At 33.9% G+C, this 20,478-nt stretch carries 19 protein-coding genes; 4 read left to right on the forward strand and 15 right to left on the reverse strand.

What is annotated here, in order from left to right; genetic code table 11:
- Positions 1-10: 10 nt before the first annotated feature.
- From ftsZ to mraZ, 15 genes are read right to left on the reverse strand one after another with little or no spacing between them, the layout of a single operon-like run.
- Positions 11-1,300: a cell division protein FtsZ gene (gene ftsZ, locus RBR53_01770; GenBank protein MDY0131371.1), complete on the reverse strand. Its 1,290-nt coding sequence runs from the start codon at positions 1,298-1,300 to the stop codon at positions 11-13.
- A gap of 50 nt (positions 1,301-1,350) precedes the next feature.
- Positions 1,351-2,580 carry a cell division protein FtsA gene (gene ftsA / locus RBR53_01775; GenBank protein MDY0131372.1) on the reverse strand — a complete coding sequence of 410 codons (1,230 nt, stop codon included), beginning with the start codon at positions 2,578-2,580 and terminating at the stop codon, positions 1,351-1,353.
- Positions 2,581-2,595: 15 nt separating this feature from the next.
- A complete protein-coding gene (locus RBR53_01780; GenBank protein MDY0131373.1) occupies positions 2,596-3,360 on the reverse strand; it encodes an FtsQ-type POTRA domain-containing protein in 765 nt (254 codons plus the stop codon).
- Positions 3,344-4,261 (reverse strand): UDP-N-acetylmuramate dehydrogenase, encoded by a 918-nt coding sequence (gene murB, locus RBR53_01785; protein MDY0131374.1) that lies wholly within the window; start codon positions 4,259-4,261, stop codon positions 3,344-3,346. The genes RBR53_01780 and murB overlap by 17 nt, the downstream gene beginning before the upstream one ends.
- Positions 4,254-5,630: a UDP-N-acetylmuramate--L-alanine ligase gene (murC, locus tag RBR53_01790; protein ID MDY0131375.1), complete on the reverse strand. Its 1,377-nt coding sequence runs from the start codon at positions 5,628-5,630 to the stop codon at positions 4,254-4,256. Before murC ends, murB begins: the two co-directional genes overlap by 8 nt.
- Positions 5,623-6,717 (reverse strand): undecaprenyldiphospho-muramoylpentapeptide beta-N-acetylglucosaminyltransferase, encoded by a 1,095-nt coding sequence (murG, locus tag RBR53_01795; protein MDY0131376.1) that lies wholly within the window; start codon positions 6,715-6,717, stop codon positions 5,623-5,625. The genes murC and murG overlap by 8 nt, the downstream gene beginning before the upstream one ends.
- Positions 6,714-7,832, reverse strand: coding sequence for a putative lipid II flippase FtsW (gene ftsW, locus RBR53_01800; protein ID MDY0131377.1), 1,119 nt, complete (start codon positions 7,830-7,832; stop codon positions 6,714-6,716). Before ftsW ends, murG begins: the two co-directional genes overlap by 4 nt.
- Positions 7,822-9,195 carry a UDP-N-acetylmuramoyl-L-alanine--D-glutamate ligase gene (murD, locus tag RBR53_01805; GenBank protein MDY0131378.1) on the reverse strand — a complete coding sequence of 458 codons (1,374 nt, stop codon included), beginning with the start codon at positions 9,193-9,195 and terminating at the stop codon, positions 7,822-7,824. Before murD ends, ftsW begins: the two co-directional genes overlap by 11 nt.
- A 3-nt stretch (positions 9,196-9,198) precedes the next feature.
- Positions 9,199-10,278: a phospho-N-acetylmuramoyl-pentapeptide-transferase gene (mraY, locus tag RBR53_01810; protein ID MDY0131379.1), complete on the reverse strand. Its 1,080-nt coding sequence runs from the start codon at positions 10,276-10,278 to the stop codon at positions 9,199-9,201.
- A 3-nt stretch (positions 10,279-10,281) separates the two neighbouring features.
- The gene (gene murF, locus RBR53_01815; GenBank protein ID MDY0131380.1) at positions 10,282-11,697 is read right to left on the reverse strand and encodes a UDP-N-acetylmuramoyl-tripeptide--D-alanyl-D-alanine ligase; all 1,416 of its coding nucleotides are present in this window, start codon (positions 11,695-11,697) and stop codon (positions 10,282-10,284) included.
- On the reverse strand, positions 11,687-13,234 hold the full coding sequence (locus RBR53_01820) for a UDP-N-acetylmuramoyl-L-alanyl-D-glutamate--2,6-diaminopimelate ligase (GenBank protein MDY0131381.1): 1,548 nt from the start codon (positions 13,232-13,234) through the stop codon (positions 11,687-11,689). The genes murF and RBR53_01820 overlap by 11 nt, the downstream gene beginning before the upstream one ends.
- Positions 13,221-14,969, reverse strand: a complete 1,749-nt coding sequence (locus RBR53_01825) for a penicillin-binding protein 2 (GenBank protein MDY0131382.1) — start codon at positions 14,967-14,969, stop codon at positions 13,221-13,223. The genes RBR53_01820 and RBR53_01825 overlap by 14 nt, the downstream gene beginning before the upstream one ends.
- On the reverse strand, positions 14,966-15,232 hold the full coding sequence (locus RBR53_01830; protein MDY0131383.1) for a hypothetical protein: 267 nt from the start codon (positions 15,230-15,232) through the stop codon (positions 14,966-14,968). Before RBR53_01830 ends, RBR53_01825 begins: the two co-directional genes overlap by 4 nt.
- Positions 15,229-16,167 (reverse strand): 16S rRNA (cytosine(1402)-N(4))-methyltransferase RsmH, encoded by a 939-nt coding sequence (gene rsmH, locus RBR53_01835; protein ID MDY0131384.1) that lies wholly within the window; start codon positions 16,165-16,167, stop codon positions 15,229-15,231. Before rsmH ends, RBR53_01830 begins: the two co-directional genes overlap by 4 nt.
- 2 nt (positions 16,168-16,169) lie before the next feature.
- A complete protein-coding gene (gene mraZ, locus RBR53_01840; protein MDY0131385.1) occupies positions 16,170-16,616 on the reverse strand; it encodes a division/cell wall cluster transcriptional repressor MraZ in 447 nt (148 codons plus the stop codon).
- A gap of 542 nt (positions 16,617-17,158) precedes the next feature.
- Between mraZ and RBR53_01845 the strand changes: the two genes are divergently transcribed.
- From RBR53_01845 to RBR53_01860, 4 genes are all read left to right on the forward strand, one after another.
- The gene (locus RBR53_01845; protein MDY0131386.1) at positions 17,159-17,839 is read left to right on the forward strand and encodes a hypothetical protein; all 681 of its coding nucleotides are present in this window, start codon (positions 17,159-17,161) and stop codon (positions 17,837-17,839) included.
- Positions 17,840-17,855: 16 nt separating this feature from the next.
- Complete coding sequence (locus RBR53_01850) at positions 17,856-19,106, forward strand: IMP cyclohydrolase (GenBank protein ID MDY0131387.1); 1,251 nt, start codon at positions 17,856-17,858, stop codon at positions 19,104-19,106.
- A gap of 47 nt (positions 19,107-19,153) precedes the next feature.
- Entirely contained in the window at positions 19,154-19,567 is a 414-nt protein-coding gene (locus tag RBR53_01855) for a DnaJ domain-containing protein (protein MDY0131388.1), read from the forward strand.
- Positions 19,568-19,704: 137 nt separating this feature from the next.
- Positions 19,705-20,472 carry a ParA family protein gene (locus tag RBR53_01860; GenBank protein MDY0131389.1) on the forward strand — a complete coding sequence of 256 codons (768 nt, stop codon included), beginning with the start codon at positions 19,705-19,707 and terminating at the stop codon, positions 20,470-20,472.
- Positions 20,473-20,478: the final 6 nt, after the last annotated feature.

Here is a 20,478-nt window from a genome sequence, read left to right on the forward strand (position 1 = left end):
AATGAATTGATTAATCAGCTTCTTTTCTTAAAAAAGTTGGAACGTCCAGCTTGGTTGCGGCTTTTCTTTTGTTCCTGTAAAAAGCAGGCTTATGAAGCATTTCTGAAAATCTATTCCTTTCCTCTTCGCTGAAATGGGTATCCTGTCCTTCAACCTTGCTTGTACGTTTGATTATAGGTTCATTTCTAAGTTTTTTGTATTTTACAACATTTTCTGAGTTGAAGTTTTCAGGCTCTGAAATTATAGTTGAGGTAGCAGGTCTTATCCTTCCTCTTGTAGGGGTATTGACACCATTTCTTGAATAAAAAGAATCATTGTCAAAATTTGATGTGGAAATACTTCTTGAGCTTTCTATCCCTGTGGCAATAACAGTTATTTGAATTTCTTCTTCAAGATTTTCATCCATTGCCTGACCCCAGATAAGGTTAACATCTTCACCGGCATCCTGGTAAATTCTATCCATTGCCTCAGTAAGTTCAGACATTGCAAGATTTTCAGATGAGGTAATATTAACAAGAATTCCTGTTGCTCCTTTAACTGAGATATCATCAAGCAGAGGATGGGAAATTGCTTTTTCAGCTGCTTCCGATGCCCTTGTTTCACCAGAAGCTGTTCCTATGCCCATAAGAGCTACTCCGGCATTTGACATTATTGTTTTCACGTCTGCAAAGTCCAGGTTTACAAGACCCGGCTTAAAAATAAGGTCTGAAATTCCCTTGACTGAATGATGGAGAATTTCATCTGCTTTTTTAAACATTTCAACTACAGTTGCATTTTTAGGAGCAAATTTTGTCAGTTTATCGTTTGGGATGGAAATTACAGTATCAACTATTTCCCTGAGTTCTTCAAGTCCCTGGTCTGCTTGAGCTTTCCTTCTTTTACCTTCAAAAGAAAAAGGTTTTGTAACAACGGCAACTGTGAGTATATCCATTTCCTTGCAGATTTTAGCAACAACAGGAGCTGCTCCTGTTCCTGTTCCTCCTCCAAGTCCGGCTGCAATAAATACCATATGAGCATCTTTAAGGGACTCTCTTATTGCATCAGCACTCTCAAGAGCAGACTGTTTGCCTTTTTGAGGGTCTGCTCCTGCTCCAAGTCCAAGAGTTGTTGTTGTCCCGATTTGAATTTTTACAGGAGCTTTAGATTTTTCAAGATCCTGGGCGTCTGTATTTGCAACAATAAATTTAACCCCTTCAAGTTCAGATTCAATCATATTGTTTACAGCATTCCCGCCTGCACCACCGATTCCGATTATTTTTAGTTTGGCAGCATTTTCATTTTCTACATATGAAAAACTCATTCTTGCCTCCTTTATATAAGCCTTTTTTATTTCGGGTTTTAATTAAATTATTATTTAAACCAGTCTATTAATTGTTGAAAAAATTTGGTTGCCTTGTTCTTTTTTTTCTGGGTTGTTTTATTTTCATGGATTTCTTTTGCACCAAATTTAACAAGACCGGCAACAGTAACAAACTGTGGTTTATTTATCATTTCTGTGAGCCCGTTTAACTTAGAGGGCTTTCCTATTCTTACAGGGGCATTAAGTACAGACTCTGCTAGTTCCCCAATGTCTTTCAAATTTGCAGTGCCGCCTGTGATTACAAATCCTGAGGAAATTTCATCCTGCATTCCAGCTCTGTAAATTTCATCATATAAAAGAGATAAGATTTCTTCTGTTCTCTTTTCAATAACTTCACATAAAATTTGTCTATGGGTTTCATTACCTTCTTTTTTGCCCATCGCAGGTATATTTATAAGTTCATCAGCGTCAATGTTTGCTGAAAGGCATTCTCCTTGTTTTATTTTAAGCTCTTCTGCAGCCTGTACAGTTGTTCCCATAACAATGGAGATATCTTTAGTAATAGTGTTGCCGCCTATGGGCAGCACATAGGTGTACTTAATGTTTCCTCCTGAAAATATAGACATATCAGCTGAGCTTCCCCCAATATCTATAAGGGCAACCCCATGCTCTTTTTCTTCATCTGTAAGAACTGCCGAAGCAGCAGCCAGAGGTTCAAGTACTATTTTTTTTACTTCCATATCTGCATTGTAAACGCATTTGTAAATATTTTGAATAAAGCTTGAGGGGCCTGAAACAAGATGAACTTTTACTTCAAGTGTTCCGCCTGCCATTCCAACAGGATTTTGGATTCCATGCTGTTCATTGACGATGAACTCCTGGGGAAGAACATGGATAATTTCTGAATCCTTTTGAAGGGTTTTGGATGAAATAAGTGCTGTAGCCTGTTCAATAACTCTTTCTACATCGTCTTTTTTTATTTCATTATTGTTTGTCATTATGACTCCGGATCCTGAATAGCCTTTGATATGCTGTCCAGAAATACCGGCATAAACTTCGGAAATCTCACAATCTGCCATTATTTCAGCTTCGTCTACAGCTCTTTTAATAGCATTTACAGTGGAAGTAATATCAACAATTGCACCTTTTTTGATTCCAGTGGAGTCTTCTTCCCCAATTCCGATTATTTGCACCTCATTATTTATTACCTCTCCTACAACAGCCCGAACTTTTGTTGTACCAATATCCAGCCCTACAATTATTTCGCCTTTTTGTGCCAATTTATCCTCCTTCTTTTAGCCCATAGCAGGAAAGGGTTTCAAGACCACCCGATTTTTATTCGATAAGTTAATTTTTTCGATCTTAATCTCGTTAAACTTCTTTTTTAAATATAATTTTACAATACTTAAGCTTTTGATTTTTTTTTCTAAATCTGTAAATCCAATCAGAATTTCACTGAAAGAATCAGTATTGTATAGTGTAATTCCAATATCTTTGTCTAAATGCAGCCTTGAATTGGTATTAAATAAAATATTGGTAGTTTTCAAGGTCTCCATTATAAGAGAATAATAATGGTTTTTATTTATAAAATCAGAATAATTCAACCCAGTAACTTCAGGAATCCCAAGAAATTTATCTTTGTTTTCATATTTTTTGAATAAATGACCTTGTTCATTAATTATAAAATTTTCTTTGAGACTGATTTTAGCCAGGGGTTTTTCCTCAGTAATTTCAACTTCTAGGACATCAGGCAGAATTCTTTTTACTTTTGCGTTTTTTATCCATTGATTGTTTTCAAGCTTGAGTCTTGCCATTGAAATATTAAGTCCAAAAATATTGTCACCTTCAAAAAATCCTGCAATTGTTTTAATTTCTTCTTTTCCAAGGTAATGATTCCCGGTTATTTTTATTTTTTTTATTGGAAACTCCTTGGTTTTGGTTACCATGTCATGGGCAAAAATGAAGCCTGTTCCCAGAAGGAAAATAAATAAAGTATGAAAAATAAAATAAATTATTTTTTTCCAATTTGGTATTCTTGTTTCATCAGTCCCTGCCGACAATTTTAACCTCCGGTTCAAGTGTTAGATCAAATTTGTTTTTTACTTTTTTTTGAATCAGCTCCTTGAGTTTAATTATATCTAAAGCAGTACAGCCTTCTTCACTTATAATAAAGTTACCATGCAAATTTGAAACCCTTGCTCCTCCTATTCTTTTATCTTTAAGCCCTGTTTTGTCAATAAGCATTCCAGCTGGAGAGCTTTCTGGGTTTTTAAAAAAACAACCGCAGCTTTTTTCGTTCAAAGGTTGGGAGTTTTTTCTTTCAACTAAAAGTTTTTTTGCTTCTTTTACAAGCTTTTCACTATTGGTTTTTAAAAGTTTTAAAGTGCAACCCAGAATTATAAATTTTTTATCTGTTTTAAGTTTAAGCTCCCTGTAAGAGGGGAGAATTTCATTTTTGGCTGCTTTGAACTGTTCTCCTGAATAATCCATTAGTAAAACTTCTTCTATAACTGAAAAAATATCTCCTTTTTTTGTGCCTGCATTCATAAAAACAGCACCGCCGATTGTTCCCGGAATTCCAATAAGTGAGTTTAAACCCTGATACCCCTTGATTGCACAATGCCAGCATATCTTTTGCAACATTGCACCAGCCTGGACATTTAAATAAACTTCATTTTTAGTTTCTTTTACCAGCCCAAACTTATGGAAAAATCTTTTAAAAGATATAATGATTTTAATCCCATTAGTTTTTATTAAAGTGTTGTATCCTCCACCCAGGATAAAAAAATCCTCGTTCTTTTTTTTTAAATATTTAACTAATATTGAAAGGGACTTTAAATCAAAAGGTTCTATAAAATAATTACAAAGAGCTTTTGTTTTAAAGGCAGTTGTTTTTCCAACATCAATGTCTGTTAAAATGTTCCCTTTAAAATCAAGCTTGTTGAGTTCTTTTTTAATCATTTAAAAGCCTCGAAAGAAATTTTTCACCCAGCTTGTTTATATTTCCTGCTCCAAGTGTAAGTACTAATGAGTTTTCCTCTTTAAAATTAAGCAAATATTCAAGAACTGCTTCTTCAGAGGAAAAAGTATTTACATCTTTGTGCCCGTATTTTTTTATTCCTTCACAAATGGAAAAATTATCTATGCTTTCAATTGGTTTTTCTCCAGCAGGATAAATAGGCATTACAACAAGCCTGTCACTTTCATAAAAAGATCTTGTAAAACTTTCAAAAAGAGCCTGGGTTCGTGAATATCTGTGGGGTTGAAAAATAACAGTAACAATTTTTTCAGGGTAGGCTTTTCTTATTGCTTTAAGAGTAGTCTGTATTTCTGTTGGATGATGGCCATAATCGTCCATAAGAAGAAGATTTTTATACTCACCTTTGACTTCTATTCTCCTTTGGACTCCGGATATTTTTTCAAGAGCGTACTGAATTGTTTCAAAACTTATACCAAGCTCGCATCCAAGAGCTATAGCAGCAAGTGCATTGGAAATATTGTGTTCACCCGGAAGGTTAAGGGAAATTTTTCCTTTGAGCTTTCCTTTGGATTCAACATCAAAATGACTTCTAAGCCCTGTAAACTCAATGTTTTTTGCCTGGTAGTCAGCCTGCCTTTGAAGCCCATATGTTATATATCTTTTTTTAATATCTGGTATTATTTCCTGAATATATTCATTGTCAAGGCAGATAATACTGAGGCCGTAAAAAGGAATTTTGTTTATAAACTCAAGAAAGTCTTTCTTAATATTTTCAATTGTTCCGTAATAATCAAGATGCTCTTTGTCTATGTTTGTGACAATTGCAATTGAAGGGGTCATTTTAAGAAATGATCCATCTGATTCGTCTGCTTCAGCAACAAGAAAAGAGCCAAGGCCAAGCCTTGCATTTGTCCCAAGTCTTTTGAGTTTTCCTCCTATAATTATTGTGGGGTCAATTTTTCCTTCAATTAAAATTTCTGAAATAAGGGAAGTTGTTGTTGTTTTTCCATGTGCTCCTGCAATTGCAACTCCGTATTTCAGTCGCATCAGTTCGGCAAGCATTTCAGCTCTTGGAATTACCGGGATTCCATTTTTACGTGCGTAAATTATTTCAGGGTTTGATTCAGGAACAGCAGAAGAAATAACAATAACATCTGCTCCAGCTGTGTTTGTTTCTTGATGCCCTTTAAAAATAACTCCGCCAAGGCTTTTAAGTCTTTTAGTATTACTGTTTTCATTAAGATCTGAACCTGAAACCTTGTAGCCCTGGGCAATTAGAATCTCTGCAATACTGCTCATTCCAATTCCGCCTATACCAACAAGATGTATATGATATGACTTATCAAACATGGTTTTTTTCTAATATCCCTTTTATTGTTTCATAAATTTTATTAGCAGCGTTTGGCATTGATTGTTCTTTCATTTTTTCAGCCATTGAGGTTAGAAGCTTTTTGTCTTTATAGAGATTGCTGATATTCTCTCCAAGAGCTTTTCCTGAAAGATTTTTCTCTTCAATAACAATGGCTGCCCCTTTTTTTTCAAATTCAATGCAATTATAGTATTGATGGTTATGAGTAGCATAAGGGTAGGGAATAAAGATTGCCGGTATTCCTGCTCCTGAGATTTCTGCAAGGGTTGATGCTCCAGCCCTTGCAACTATTAAGTCAGATTTTTTATATATATCAGCAATTTCTTTAAAAAATGGAGCAGGGTAGCTGTTTATTCCCTTGTTTTTATATATTTTTTCAATTCCTTCAAATTGAGGCTCACCTGTTTGATGAATGAATAAAAAACTATCAATTTCATCTATAAAATCAAATGAATCAATTATAGCATTGTTAATTGCTCTTGCTCCCTGACTTCCTCCTGTTATAAAAACAGTGAACTTATTTTTATTGTCTTTTTTTCTTTCACCCAATATTTTCCGACGTATAGGGTTTCCTGAAAAGACTTTTTTATTTTCAAAACCAAGTTTTGTGTTTTCAAAGGAAACAAAATTTGCTTTTGAAATTAAAGAAAAAATTTTATTTGAAATACCGGCCACTGAATTTTGCTCTTGAAGAAATACAGGTATTCTTTTAAGCCAGGCTGCAATTATAACAGGAACTCCTACATACCCTCCAACTCCTATAACTGCGTCTGCTTTGAATTTTTCAAGTTCTTTTTTAGCTATAGAAACAGAAGATAAAATTATAAAAACAGTTTTTATTTTATTGAAAATATTCTGGTTGATAAATTTTCCCGACTCAATTGAAGCTGAGGGGTATTGTTCCATGGAAAGGATCTTTTTTTCCAGTTTGTTGCCTGTATTTAAAAAAAGTATTTTATTTTTTCTGTTTTGCCTCATAAATTCATCTGCAATGGCAATTCCGGGATAGAGGTGACCTCCTGTTCCTCCTCCTGCAATTACAATTTTAAAGGTGGCTTGTGTTTTCATTTTGAGTTTGCCTTTATATTGAGCAGAATTCCAATTCCTGCCATGTTCATAATAAGAAATGTTCCTCCGTAACTTATAAAAGGTAGGGGTAACCCTTTAGGAGGCAGAAGAGAAAGGGTTACCCCCATATTGATAATAATGTGAATTCCTATTATTGAAGTGAGTCCAAGGGCAAGGAGTGAGCCAAATTTGTCAGGTGCATTTTCTGAAATTTTAAATCCTCTTATCAAAATTGCCATAAAAAGACCGGTGATCATAAAAACACCAAGAAAGCCTGTTTCTTCACCAATAATTGAGAAAATAAAATCAGTGTGGGATTCCGGGAGGTACTCAAGTTTTAAAATTCCATTTCCAAGTCCTTTTCCAAAAAAACCTCCATTTATAAAAGCTTTTAAAGACATTGTTGTTTGATAGGAAAAACTGGAGGAATATTCCCATGGATTAAGGTAGCTTATCAGTCTTTCAACCCTGTAGTCTCTTTGGATCATAAGAAAAAAACCTGAAATAAAGCCTGTTCCTGCAATTAACAACATTTGTTTTATTTTTGCTCCTCCAGCAAAAATCATTATCCATATAAGAGCCCCAATTATAATAATAGAACCAAAATCTGGTTGATTGTAGAGAAGTGATGCAAAAATTATAAAAAGAATGAAGTGGGGAAATATTCCTGAAAAAAACTTATCCATTTCATCTTCATGTTTTGAAATAGTATGGGCAAGGTATAAAATAATTGTATAAAATGAAAAAACCGCTGGCTGAAATGAAAAAAACGGGAATTTTAACCATCTATATGCTCCGCCTACTTTATGCCCGAAAGGAGTGACAAAAATTGCTATCAATAAACAAATAGATAAAAGAATTCCTGGATATGCTAGTTTTTTTAAATAAAAATAAGGTATAAATCTGAAAATAAATAAAAGAATCAAACCCATAAAACCGTGTAAAGCCTGTTTTTTTACAAAATAAAATGGATTGTTAAACACTTTTTCACCAAAGTGAAAGCTTGCAGAATAAAGAATTATCAGGCCAAAGCCTGTAATAAGAAAAAAGGAAATCCAAAGAAGGGGATCCTCTTTAATTATTTTTTGATTTCTAATCTGCTGTTTAATAGTCATTTTTATTGTTTTCTCTGTTTTTTAAATTAAGGAAAGAGTTTTTAAAAGCCTCACCTCTATGCGAATAGTTTTTAAACATATCAAAACTTGAGCATCCAGGTGAAAGAATTACAGTTCCTTTTTCCGAAATATTTTCAAAGCCTTTTTTTACAGCATCTTCCATTGTAATTGAAAAAACAGCCTTTCTTTTAAAATTAATTTGGCTATTGATTTTTTTTGAAGCCTCCCCAATTAAGATAATGTTTTTTACTTTTTCGTTCAGTATTTTTGACATCACCCCGTAGTTATATCCTTTATCTTTTCCCCCCAGGATTAAAGATATTTCTCCCTCAAGGCATTCAACCGCCTTTATAACTGAATCAGGATTTGTTGCCTTTGAATCATTAATAAAGGAAATATTGTTTATGGAGCCCAAAAACTCCATTCTATGGGGAAGGGGATTAAAAGTTTCAATTGCTTTTTTTATTCCTTTAATACTTCCCCCGGATTCAAGTGCAGTTAGGGCTGCAGCACTTAAGTTTTCAAGATTATGCCTTCCTTTCAACTTGAAATTTTTAAGGCTGATTTTTTCTACTTTTTTATTAAATGAAATTTTAAGTTCTTTTTTATTTGCAAAAGCACTATTGAAACTTGGGTCAAAAATATTGAAAAAACTTTTTTTGCCTTTTGTTTCAAGTTTTAAACTTTCATTATAATTAATTATTGAAGTGTTTTCTTTGTTGAAATTCTTAAAAAGATTAAGTTTGGAATTTTTATAGCCACAAAAATCTTCATATCTGTCCAGATGATCTGGGGTGATATTAAGTATTGTTCCTACTTGAGGTGAAAAGTTAACACAGGTATCAAGTTGAAAGCTTGAAATTTCTAGAACAAAGATATCAAATTCTGACTTGTCTGATATACCCTGGGAAAGAGGAACTCCAAGATTTCCTCCCCTGAAAACTTTTTTTCCGCTGTGGGCAAGAATGTCGGCTGTAAGTTCTGTTACTGTGCTTTTACCATTTGTCCCTGTAATGGCGGCAACTGGTTTGTCAATAAAAGACCAAGCTGCTTCAAGTTCTCCTATTACATTTTTTCCTTGATTTACAGCTTTGATATAGACTTCTTCCCTTTGATCAATTCCAGGGCTTAAAATAATTAAGTCACTGGTTTTAATTTCTTCTTCGAAATTATTGGCAATTACAATTTTTATTTTTTGGTTAGAAATTTTTTTTATTTCATCTGATTCAAGAATTTTTTTGTTTTTATCGCATCCTTTTACATTAAAACCTTTTGAATGAAGAAGATTTAATACAGATATTCCTGATTTTCCAAGACCTGCAACAAGAATTTTTTTGTTTTTAAAGTCTTTAATTGAAAACATGGCTTATCTTATCTTTAGGGTTGAAATTGCGATTAATGAAAATATTATTGCAATTATCCAAAACCTTACAATAATTTTAGGCTCTCTCCATCCAAGCATTTCAAAATGATGATGAAGGGGAGCCATTCTGAAAAATCTTTTGCCTTTTGTAAATTTAAAATAGCTTACCTGAATAATTACAGAAAGTGCTTCCATTACAAAAACACCTCCGACAATTACAAGAAGGATTTCCTGTTTTGTAAGAACAGCTATTGTGCCTAAGAGTGCCCCAAGTGGAAGGGAGCCTGTGTCACCCATAAAAATCTGGGCAGGGTTTGTGTTAAACCATAAGAAACCAAGACCTGCACCTGCTATTGCTCCACAAATAACTGTAAGTTCAGCACATCCGGGAACAAAAGTTATCTGGAGATAATCTGCAAGTTTAGCATGTCCTGCAACATAAGAAAAAAGAAGAAAAGTTGCGGCTGCAATTGTAACAGGCCCTATTGCAAGTCCGTCAAGCCCGTCTGTGAGATTAACTGCGTTTGATGCTCCTGTAATAACTAAGGCAGTAAAAAAAATATATCCTATTCCAAGGTCAATTGTATGATCTTTGAAAAAAGGGAAGTGAAGTTCTGTATTAAACCCAGGAGTCAGATAAATAAGTATTCCGGCAATAAGTGATATGCAAATTTGTATAAGGAATTTATTTCTTGCACTTAATCCTTCCCCTTCTTTTTTCATCTGTTTAACATAGTCGTCTGTAAATCCTATGGCAGTAAATCCTATGGTAACAATTATTGTTATCCAAACATAAAAAGTGTCTAGTCTGGCCCATAAAAGAATGGAAAAAACAGTAGTGCCTATTATTAAAAAACCACCCATGGTGGGGGTTCCTTTTTTGTCGTAATGACTTGAAGGACCGCAATCTCTTATATATTGGCCTATCTGGAGTTTTCTCATATAACCGATAAAAGTAGTTCCTAACATAAGGCAAAGCACAAATGAAGTTAAGCCAGAATAAATGGTTCTAAATGTTATATATTTGAAAACATTGAAAAAGCTAAGATCTGTATGCAAAGGATACAGTAGATGATAAAGCATAATTTACTCCGTTTTATTTGTCAGATTTTCAATTATAGTTTCCATTTTAGAACCCCTTGAGCCTTTAACCAGAATAAAATCTCCTGGCTTAATAGTTTTTAAAAGTTCATCTGATATTTGCTTATGATTTCCTTTGTAAAGGATTGTTTTTTTACTGGTTTTGTTTTTGGCACCGGCAATCAGGCTGTCGGCAAAGTCTCCGTATACAAAAATTCCGTCAAGCTCAAGTTCTCCAAGAGTTTCTCCAGCTTTAAAATGGTAATCTTTAGATTGTTTTCCAAGCTCAAGCATATCACCAATAACTGCAAATCCTCTGCTGCCATTTTTTATTAGAGTAAAATCTTTTGCAGATGCTTTTAAAGATTCTGGATTGGCATTGTAAGTGTCATCAATAATAAAAATGTTTTTTCCTGGGTCATGGATTTTAAAAAAACGTCCCTTAGTTCCTGAATACATTGCAATTCCCTTTGCAATTTCCTTTGAGTTCATTCCTGAAATAAATCCAGCCAGGGCTGCTCCAGCTGCATTTTTTAACATAGTTTTTCCAGGTATATTTAAATTTACTTGAAAACTTTCTTTTTTACCTGAAAAATTAAGATTAAACAATGCTTTGGAAGAGGAATTCCCAATTTCAAAATCTGAAATAAAAAGATTGGATTTTTCATTGAATCCAAATTTTAAAATCTTCATATTTTTTATATGTTTTTCAAGGATTTCATCATCTTCGTTTATAATTATGAATGAGTTTTTTTTCATTCCTTTTGTTATAGTTGCTTTTTCCCTGGCAATTTCTTCAAAATTTTCAAAAAATTCAATATGGGCAGGAGCAAGTTTTGTTATTATTGCAAAGTTTGGCTCGGCAATTTTTGAAAGATATTCTATTTCTCCTTTGGAACTCATTCCCATTTCAATTACTGCAAACTCGTGGTTTTTATTTATCTCAAGAATTGTGAGGGGAACTCCAATGTGATTGTTAAAGTTTTTGGCAGGGCCGTGAACCTGAAATTTTTGACTAAGTATTGATTTTAGAATTTCCCTGGTGGATGTTTTTCCAACAGAGCCTGTTATTCCAAAAACTTTAATCCCAGATTTTTTTCTTTTGAAATTTGCGACTTTTCCAAGGGCTTTAATTGAATTTTCAACTGAAATAACTGAAGCTTGATTTATATTTTCCGCAAGCTTAATTTCTGAATTTTCTATTATTACACCGGAGATGTTTTGGTTAACAGCTTTTAAAACAAAATCATGGCCATTGAACTTATCTCCTTTTATTGCAATAAAAAAAGAGTTGTCAGAGAGTCTTCTTGAATCTGTTAAAAGCTTTCCCGAAAAAGACAGGCTTCCTCTTTTGATAATTTTACCTTCACAGGCAAGAGCAAGAGTGTCCAGATTTTTTATTATAAAATCTTTAGTTCCCATAAATTTCTTCCACCTTTTTTAGTACAACTTCTCTGTCATCAAATTTAAATTTTTTTCTGCCTATGATCTGATAGGTTTCATGACCTTTTCCAGCAATTAAAATACAGTCTTTTTCATCAGAAATTAAAAGGGCTTTTTCTATAGCTCTTTGTCTGTTTTTTTCAATAAAATAAATATTTTTGTCGTTTTTTGTTATATTTAAAAAATCTTTTTCAGGAATAATATTTGTTAATCCAGCTTTAATATCTGAAATTATTTTGTCTTGGTTTTCTGTTCTTGGATTATCAGAAGTTATTATGGTAATTTCAGCCATTCTTGCTGAAATTTCTGCCATTAATGGGCGCTTTTTTATATCCCTGTCCCCTCCGCAGCCAAAAACTGAAATCAGCCTTTTTTTGCAAAGGGGGCGAAGAGAGTTTAAAACATTTTCAAGAGCGTCGGGAGTATGGGCATAATCAATAAAAACATATGGGCGTTTTGTGTTTTCTACCTGCTCAAGCCTTCCTCTTACCGGCTTTGAGGTTTCAAGAAGATTTATACAATTTTCTATACTTATTCCTGAAGTAATGCAGGCTGAAACAGCAGCAAGAATGTTTTCTACATTATGCTTTCCAAAAAGATGAGAAGAAAAATTGTATGTTTTTCCTTTAAATTTAATTTTTCCCCGGCTTCCTTTCAAGTTTGTTTTTAAATCTGATGCCTGAAGAAAAGCTTTTTTTTCCGTGGAATATTCCAATAGTTTGGTAAAATTTTTGGTTTTGAGTTCTTCTGCTATTAATTTACCTGTTTGATCATCAATATTAACAGCAGTAAAAGGGGGTTCTTTTTTTGATTCTAAAGCATTTTTTATTATAAAATCAGATTTTACACTGGCGTATTCTTCCATGGACTTATGAAAATCAAGGTGATCCTGGGTAAGATTTGTGTAAACAATTGTATTAAATAAAACGTCGTCAATTCTTCCAAGTGCTATTGAATGGGAAGATACTTCCATGACAATATCTGTGACATTATTTTTTTTCATTTCATAAATTGTTTTTTGAAGCTCAGCTGATTCAGGAGTGGTATTTAAACTTTCTTTTTCATAAATTCTGCCGTCTTTTAAAGGGTAGCTCAGCTTTATTGTCCCAATAATCCCTGTTTTTTTACCTGACTTTTTTAAAATATCTTCAATAAGGGCACAGGTTGTTGTTTTTCCGTTAGTTCCTGTCACTCCAATTATATTTATTCCAATTGAGGGGAATCCGTAATAAAGTGCAGAGAAAAATGAAAGTGCTCTTCTTGAATCTGAGACCACTAATTGAGGAACTTTAATCCCGCTTTGTTTTGATTGGCAGACTATAAGGGCAGCTCCTTTTTTTTCAGCTTCTGCAATATACTTATGACCATCAAAAGAAAAACCTTTAACTGCGATAAAAAGGTCTCCTTTTAAAACAGCTCTTGAATCAAAGGCTATTCCGCTGATCTTTGGGAAAACCACGGGTGCTTCTTTAATCTTAAAAGGAGGATTTGAGTTAATAAGTTTATCTGACTTCATTTGTTCCTCGGCTTAAGGCAATTGTTATTCCCTCTGGAAGAACATTCATATAGGAAAGAGTTTTTGTTGCAATTTCCTTAAAAACAGGAGCTGCTACAATTCCTCCATAGTATCCTTCAATTGGTTCATTTATTGCTACCATTACTGCAATTTCAGCTTTATCTGCAGGGGCAAATCCAAGAAAAGTTGAAATGTATTTTTCCCTTGAATATTTCCCGTTTGGTTCAAGTTTTTGTGATGTTCCTGTTTTTCCTGCTGCTGAATATCCTTTAGGGGCAGCATTTGAACCTGTTCCTTCAGTAATTGTTTTTTCCATCATTTTAGTGATTGCAATTGCTGTTTTTTCTGAAATCACTCTTTTTTTTATTTTTTTGGTGTTTGAGAATATTTCTTCTCCCAAGGGGTTTGTTATTTTTTTCAAAAGATAAGGTTTTAGCAAATATCCTTTGTTTGCTATTGTTGAAACAGCAGTTGCAAGCTGAACTGAAGAAGCAGACATTCCATGCCCAAAGGAAATATTGCTGGTGTCAACTTTTGTCCATAAATTGGGTTCACGGAGAACTCCTGAAGTTTCAATGGGGACATCAAGCCCTGTTTTTTTGGCAAACCCAAAGTCTTTTAAAATTTGGTACAGGGATTCTCTTCCTACAAGTTCTCCTATTTTTACAGCCCCAATATTACTTGAAAATTTTATTATCTCGGAAACCTGAAGCCATTTGTGAGGTTTGGTATCGTGAATTGTAACTGAACCTATTTTATATTTTCCGTCCTGGCAGTAAAAAATGGAGTTTTTGCTACAAAATTCTTTGTCAATTGCACCTGCCGCAAGAAAAATTTTTAAAATGGAACCTGGTTCAAATGCATCAAGAGTGTTTCTATTGTTCCAGGATTGGGGATCTGACTTCCAGTAAACATTAGGGTTGAAAAACGGGTATTGAGCCATGGCAAGGACTTCACCTGTGTTTGGATTTATTACCACTGCTTTTCCATCTTTTGCTTTAAATTTTGTTACAATTCTTTCAAGGGCCTGCTCGGCTATATACTGAATGTTTTTGTCAATTGTCAGGTAAATATCATTACCGGGGTTTGTTTTATGGTTGAAGTCGGGGTTTTTATACCAATTTCCCTTACCTGCTGAAATGATTGGAATTTGAGTTGTTGAACCCTCAAGTAGATGATTATAGGTGTATTCTGCTCCTGTTCTTTGCTGATTGAGATTTGTAAATCCTATTATAGGTGCTCCAAGGTTTTTATTTGGATAAACTCTTTTGCTTGTTTTTATTACTTCAAAAAGTCTATGGTCAAGATTAAGTTTTTTTTCAAGGGCATGAATTTTTTCAACTTCATTTTTTGATGCTTTTCTTTTTAGATAAACAAAGCTTGAACTTGAATCAAATTTTGTCTTTACTTCTGATTTTTTAAGTCCGGTAATTTCTGAAATGGTTTGATAATCGCTGAAGTTTTGTTTGAATTCAGGGCGAAGTGCAAGATCCCAGGCATCAAGTGAAATTGCAAGGACCTCTTTGTTCCTATCAAATATTGTTCCTCTTTTTTCATTGACTTCTATTTTTTTTGAATAAGTGTTTAGTGTGATTTTTTTAAGTGCAGGACATGAAAAATTCTGGATAACAAAAGCTCTTCCAATAATAAGAAAAAGGCAAAGATAAGCAATGTATTTTATTATTTTTATCCTTAATACTGAGTTGGTTGCTGCTTTTTTTTCTTTAATTCTCATTTTATAAGTTCTATCTGTGATCTTAGAGCTGGGTTAAATTGAAGTATTTCAGCCAGCTTTTCAATCCTTTCTGGAGACTTAAGTCTGGCAAGTTCTGTTTTTAAAATCCTTTTATGTTCAATAAGTCCGGTTTTTTTTTCACTAATTTTTGTTATTTCAAAGGAAAGTGTTTTAAATCTTCCAGTTGACCATACATGAAAAAAAAGGTTGAACATCAAAACCATGAAAAGCAAAATAATGTACAATGGTTTTGTTTCTTTCATAATTTTTCAAGAACCCTCATTTTTGTACTTCTTGCCCTTGGGTTTGTACTGATTTCAATATCAGTGGGTATAAGAGGTTTTCTTGTAATAATTTTAAACTCTTTTTTCTTGCCGCAAACGCACATTGGAAGATCAGGTGGGCAAATGCAGGCTTTTTCAAGTTCTTTAAACTTATTTTTCACTATTCTATCTTCAAGGGAGTGGAATGTAAGAATACAAAGTCTCCCTTTGGGTTTTAGGAGATAAGGTGCTTCTTCAAGAAATTTTTCCAGATGATAAAGTTCATTGTTTACTTCAATCCGGATTGCCATAAAACACTTTGTTGCCGGATGAATTTTGGATTTTCTCGAAAATTTATTCGGGATTGAGTTCTTTATGATTTCAGCCAGTTCTGTTGTTGTTTTTATTGGCTTAATTTTCCTTTTGATTTCAATCCTGTTTGCTATTCTTGAAGCAAATTTTTCTTCCCCGTATTTTTTGAAAACTAAAAACAATTGTTCTGTTGAATAGTTGTTTATAATATCATAAGCTGTTTGGTCTGAGTTTTGATCCATTCTCATGTCAAGAGGGCCTTCTTTGGTAAAGCTGAAACCTCTTTTGGCTTCATCAAGATGGTGGGAGGATACCCCTATATCCGCAAGGATTCCATCAGCTTTATTTATTTTTTTTTCTATCATCACTTGCTTTATCGATGAAAAATTGGCCCTTGAAACAGTGTACCTGTTTTTAAATTCAAAAAGAACTGTTTTAACATTTTCTATTGCCAGCTCATCTCTATCCATAGCAAGAAGTCTGCCTTCAGGTGAGCTCTTTTCAAGAATCAGTCTTGAATGACCTGCTCCTCCAAGGGTGCAGTCAATATAAACTCCCCTGGGATTTATATTGAGATATTCAATTACTTCCTCAGGCATCACCGAGCTGTGAGAATATTTCATAATTAAAGCCCAAGCTCGGCAATCTCTTCTTGAAAGTCTTCAAGTAAAAGATCTTCTGCCAGTTTATCATTTTCTAATTGCCAGTTTTCTTTAGACCATATTTCAAAATGTTCTAAAACCCCAACAAGAACCACATCTTTTTCAAGGCCAGCATAATCTCTTAAAGACTGGGGGATTATAATTCTGGACTGTTTGTCCAGTTCGCATTCTGCAACTCCACCTATAAATGTTCTGAAAAAGCGACGCATTTTTTCGGTTTTAATTTTTTGATTTTTAAAATTGTTTTCAATTTCAATCCATTTTGACTCGGGGTAAGCTCTTATGCAGTTGTCCATTCGCGTAAGGTAAAGTACAGGTGTTTCCTCTGACTCAATATCTTTTTTGAATCTTGAAGGAACACTTAACCTGCCTTTTTGATCAAGCTTGTGTGATGAACTCCCCCGGAACATATAAATTCCTTTTTTTACCTAAATTTTCCTTTCGGATAGTAAATCTACATATAATACAAATAAAATTCAAGAACAAATGTAAAAACCCCTTGTTATTTTGGATATTTTTATTTTTTTATACGTGTGGGGCAAAGTGGGGTGAAAATTTAAAGAGTTTTATGTTTTATTGATCTTGTAGATTTTATTCATCTACTTTAGTACTTGGGGTATTTTAAAAAAATACAAAGGAAGATAAAAAGTTTTTAAGATAAGGATTTTATACAAACAAATTGATTTAACCATGATTTAGAGTATTATAAACAACTGTAAAAAAGGCAGATTTTTTAGATGTATTTATATCCAAAGCCTGAAAGGCTCTTATTGAGTGACCTTGAGGGTTTAGATCTGTGGAAAGGCATTAAACAAACTAATTTTCAACTTGTCTTAGGGTAGAATTTTTGTGCTCTTATTTTTTAATGAAAAAACAAATTTGCTCTCAAAGAGAATTTTGTTTTATGAAAATATTTATGTGAATTTGTAAATCTAAGAAGGATATACTAAAAATGGGGAAAAACCTAGTAACTCGGGTTGACGACTTTGTAAAAATCAGCACTGTTCTTATTTCAGTCTCTGACAAATCAGGGTTGGAACAATTTATTTTAGAACTTGTCAAAATTAATCCTGATATAAAAATTCTTTCAACCGGAGGAACCTATTCCAGGATAAGTGAAATTTTGGGTGAAAAAGCAATAAATGTTCTTTTTCAGGTTTCAGATTATACAGGGCAACCTGAAACCCAGGGCGGGCTTGTAAAAACTCTTGATTTTAAAATCTATCTGGGAATTTTAACTGAAACATACAATGATTATCATAAAAAAGACCTTGAAAGAACATTGGCTCTTCCAATAGATATGGTTGTGGTAAATTTATATCCTTTTGAGGAAACAATTTCTAAAAATGATTCAACTCCTGAAAAAGCAAGGGCAAATATTGATATTGGCGGGCCTTGTATGATACGAGCTTCTGCAAAAAACTATTTAAGGGTTGCCTCTGTTGTTTTCCCAAAAGATTATGGAAAAATAATTGATAAAATGAAGGAGCAGGGCGGATGTCTTGATCTTGAATCAAGATTTGAATTTGCCAAAAAGGCTTTCAGGCATACTGCGGACTATGATAATGCTATTGCTTCTTATCTTGAAAAAACATCATATTCTAAAAAAATTGAACCCTGCTATAAGCTATAAGAAGGAGAATTAGGAAATGGTAAAAGATTTAAAAGAAATGTATAAAAGAATGGATGGTGACAGCTTTCCTTCCTCTATGGAAGTAAGTTTTTCTGATGATAAAGGCAGGCAGACCCTTTTTTATGAAAAGGTTGCCTGGGATATCAAGGGCGAAGCTAAGGGGCTTAGATATGGAGAAAACCCAGGACAGGAAGCAGCTCTTTACAGACTTTCAAATGGAAATCTTGTGCTTGGTGACACTCAAATAATTCAGCCCGGGAAATATCTTGCTTCTGATATTGAACTTCTTCAGTCTGGAAAACATCCTGGAAAAACAAATGTAACCGACGCAGACAATGCTCTTAACATTTTAAGGTACTTCACAGATTCACCTTCATCTGTAATTGTAAAACATAACAACCCTTGCGGTGTTGCAAAGTCTGACACTCTGGAATCTGCTTATACAAAGTCATATTTCGCAGACAGAATTGCAGCTTTTGGAGGATGTATAGCTCTTAATAGAGCTGTTGATCTTGCTACTGCTCAAGCCATAGCCTCCCAGTACGCTGAAGTTGTTGTTGCCCCTGAGTTTGAAGAAGGAGTAATGGATGTTTTTGCCAAAAAGAAAAATTTAAGAGTAATGCAAATAAGAAACATTGAAAAGCTTCAGACATTTGTCGGCCTTAGAACAATTGATTTTAAGAGCCTTATTGATGGTGGAATTATTGCTCAATGGTCTTTTGTTCCTGAAATTCTTTCTTCAAGTGATTTTAAAAAAGCGGAGTGCGATTACAAAGGCAATACATATAAGGTAAACAGAGAACCAGACCAAAGAGAGTTAAAGGACATGCTTTTTGGATGGCTGGTTGAAAGCGGGGTAACATCAAACTCTGTGATTTATGTAAAAGATGAGGTTACTATAGGTATAGGAACAGGAGAGCAGGACAGAGTCGGTGTAGCTGAAATTGCAAGGGACAAGGCATATAAAAAGCTTGCTGACAGGTATGCTTTTGAACAATTTAAAACCCCTTATATTCTTTTAGACAATGAAGACAGGAAAAATGAGATAGATGAAAGGGTAAAAAATGAAAGCGGCGGACTTAAAGGGTCTTGTATGATAAGTGATGCTTTTTTCCCTTTTAGGGACGGTATTGACGTAGGTCTTAAAGAAGGAGTTTCAGCAGTTGTTCAGCCCGGAGGTTCAATGAATGATTATCAGTCCATTGAAGCATGCAATGAGTTTAATGCCTCAATGGTTTTTACAGGTCAAAGAAGTTTTAAACATTGATTTTGAAGGGGAGAATTTCCCCTTATTTATTAGGCAGCGGAGTTTTTTTGAAAATATTTCTGATAATTTTCGGACTTGTTTATTTTTTATTCCCTTTTGATCTTATAAGGGATTTTATTCCCTATATCGGCTATCTTGATGATCTTGCTGTTATTGTCTGGATTATTTATATTATTAATAAAAAGAAAAAACTTAATGGTTTTCGTAGCAGTTACTACAATAAAGAACAGTCTGGGCCCGGAGCTTTTGGGAAAAAAGGAATAAAAAATTGCTATGAAATTCTTGGGATGACAGAAAGTTCTTCCAATGAAGAAATTAAAAAAGCATACAAAGAGCTGGTTTCAAAATATCATCCTGACAAAGTTGAGCATCTTGGTGAAGAATTTAAAAGATTTGCCCATGAAAAGTTTATTGAAATAAAGAGTGCATACGAAGAAATTAAAAAACTAAGAGGTTTATAAGTTTTTAATGTTACATCTCCCAAGCTGGATGAGAATAAAACTTCAGCACAATTTGATACAGGCAGTCTGCTGGGGAGTTGAAACCGGGCATTGGGGTTAAGCCAGAGTGCTCAAGTAAGGCAGAAAGGAGATTTACTATGGTAAGAGTTGTTTTCAATCAAAAGGGCGGAGTAGGTAAATCGACCATAACTTGTAACCTTGCCTCTGTTGCTGCTATTTCCGGGAAAAAAGCCCTTGTAATAGATCTTGATTCTCAGTGCAATTCAAGTTTTTATCTTCTTGGAAAAAACTCTCCTGAAGGGGTCAGTGTTTCTGGATATTATAATGATATCTTGTATTCGTTTTTCACAAAGCCCGATCCCTTGCGATATATAATAAAAACAGATTTTGATAATCTTTATTTAATGGCTGCTGATGATGAAATGGATTCTATTATGGGCAAACTTGAGTCAAGGTATAAAATGTTCAAGCTCAGAGAAGCTTTGGATAGTTTGAGGGAAGTTTACGATGAAATCTGGATTGATACTCCTCCTGCGGTTAATTTTTATACAAGATCTGCATTGATAGCAGCAGATCAATGCATTGTTCCCTTTGACTGCGATTCTTTTTCTAAAAAGGCAGTTGAAACTGTTTTTAGGCTGGCTTCTGAAATTAAGGCCGATCACAATCCAAAGCTTGAGATCAGTGGGATAGTGGCAAATCAGTTTCAGAGAAATGCAAACTTTCCCGCTGCAATTTTAAATGAATTAAAAGAGCAGGGACTTCCTGTTTTTGAAACTCTTATTTCCTCTTCTGTCAAAATAAAAGAATCGCATTATGCTTCAAAACCAATGGTTTTTTTCGACCCTAAGCATAAGCTCAGTTCAGAATTTATCTCTCTTTATGATGAATGCACCAAAATATAAAGGTGA

Source organism: Desulforegulaceae bacterium, from assembly GCA_034006035.1.
In the GTDB taxonomy this organism is placed as follows: Bacteria; Desulfobacterota; Desulfobacteria; order Desulfobacterales; family JACKCP01; genus JACKCP01.

Excerpts from the sequence above, each read along its gene's own strand:
- ftsZ (MDY0131371.1), bottom strand. The coding sequence starts at position 1,300 with ATGAGTTTTTCATATGTAGAAAATGAAAATGCTGCCAAACTAAAAATA.
- murB (MDY0131374.1), bottom strand. The coding sequence starts at position 4,261 with ATGATTAAAAAAGAACTCAACAAGCTTGATTTTAAAGGGAACATTTTA.
- murC (MDY0131375.1), bottom strand. The coding sequence starts at position 5,630 with ATGTTTGATAAGTCATATCATATACATCTTGTTGGTATAGGCGGAATT.
- murG (MDY0131376.1), bottom strand. The coding sequence starts at position 6,717 with ATGAAAACACAAGCCACCTTTAAAATTGTAATTGCAGGAGGAGGAACA.
- ftsW (MDY0131377.1), bottom strand. The coding sequence starts at position 7,832 with ATGACTATTAAACAGCAGATTAGAAATCAAAAAATAATTAAAGAGGAT.
- murD (MDY0131378.1), bottom strand. The coding sequence starts at position 9,195 with ATGTTTTCAATTAAAGACTTTAAAAACAAAAAAATTCTTGTTGCAGGT.
- mraY (MDY0131379.1), bottom strand. The coding sequence starts at position 10,278 with ATGCTTTATCATCTACTGTATCCTTTGCATACAGATCTTAGCTTTTTC.
- murF (MDY0131380.1), bottom strand. The coding sequence starts at position 11,697 with ATGGGAACTAAAGATTTTATAATAAAAAATCTGGACACTCTTGCTCTT.
- RBR53_01820 (MDY0131381.1), bottom strand. The coding sequence starts at position 13,234 with ATGAAGTCAGATAAACTTATTAACTCAAATCCTCCTTTTAAGATTAAA.
- RBR53_01825 (MDY0131382.1), bottom strand. The coding sequence starts at position 14,969 with ATGAGAATTAAAGAAAAAAAAGCAGCAACCAACTCAGTATTAAGGATA.
- RBR53_01830 (MDY0131383.1), bottom strand. The coding sequence starts at position 15,232 with ATGAAAGAAACAAAACCATTGTACATTATTTTGCTTTTCATGGTTTTG.
- rsmH (MDY0131384.1), bottom strand. The coding sequence starts at position 16,167 with ATGAAATATTCTCACAGCTCGGTGATGCCTGAGGAAGTAATTGAATAT.
- mraZ (MDY0131385.1), bottom strand. The coding sequence starts at position 16,616 with ATGTTCCGGGGGAGTTCATCACACAAGCTTGATCAAAAAGGCAGGTTA.
- RBR53_01845 (MDY0131386.1), top strand. The coding sequence starts at position 17,159 with ATGGGGAAAAACCTAGTAACTCGGGTTGACGACTTTGTAAAAATCAGC.
- RBR53_01850 (MDY0131387.1), top strand. The coding sequence starts at position 17,856 with ATGGTAAAAGATTTAAAAGAAATGTATAAAAGAATGGATGGTGACAGC.
- RBR53_01860 (MDY0131389.1), top strand. The coding sequence starts at position 19,705 with ATGGTAAGAGTTGTTTTCAATCAAAAGGGCGGAGTAGGTAAATCGACC.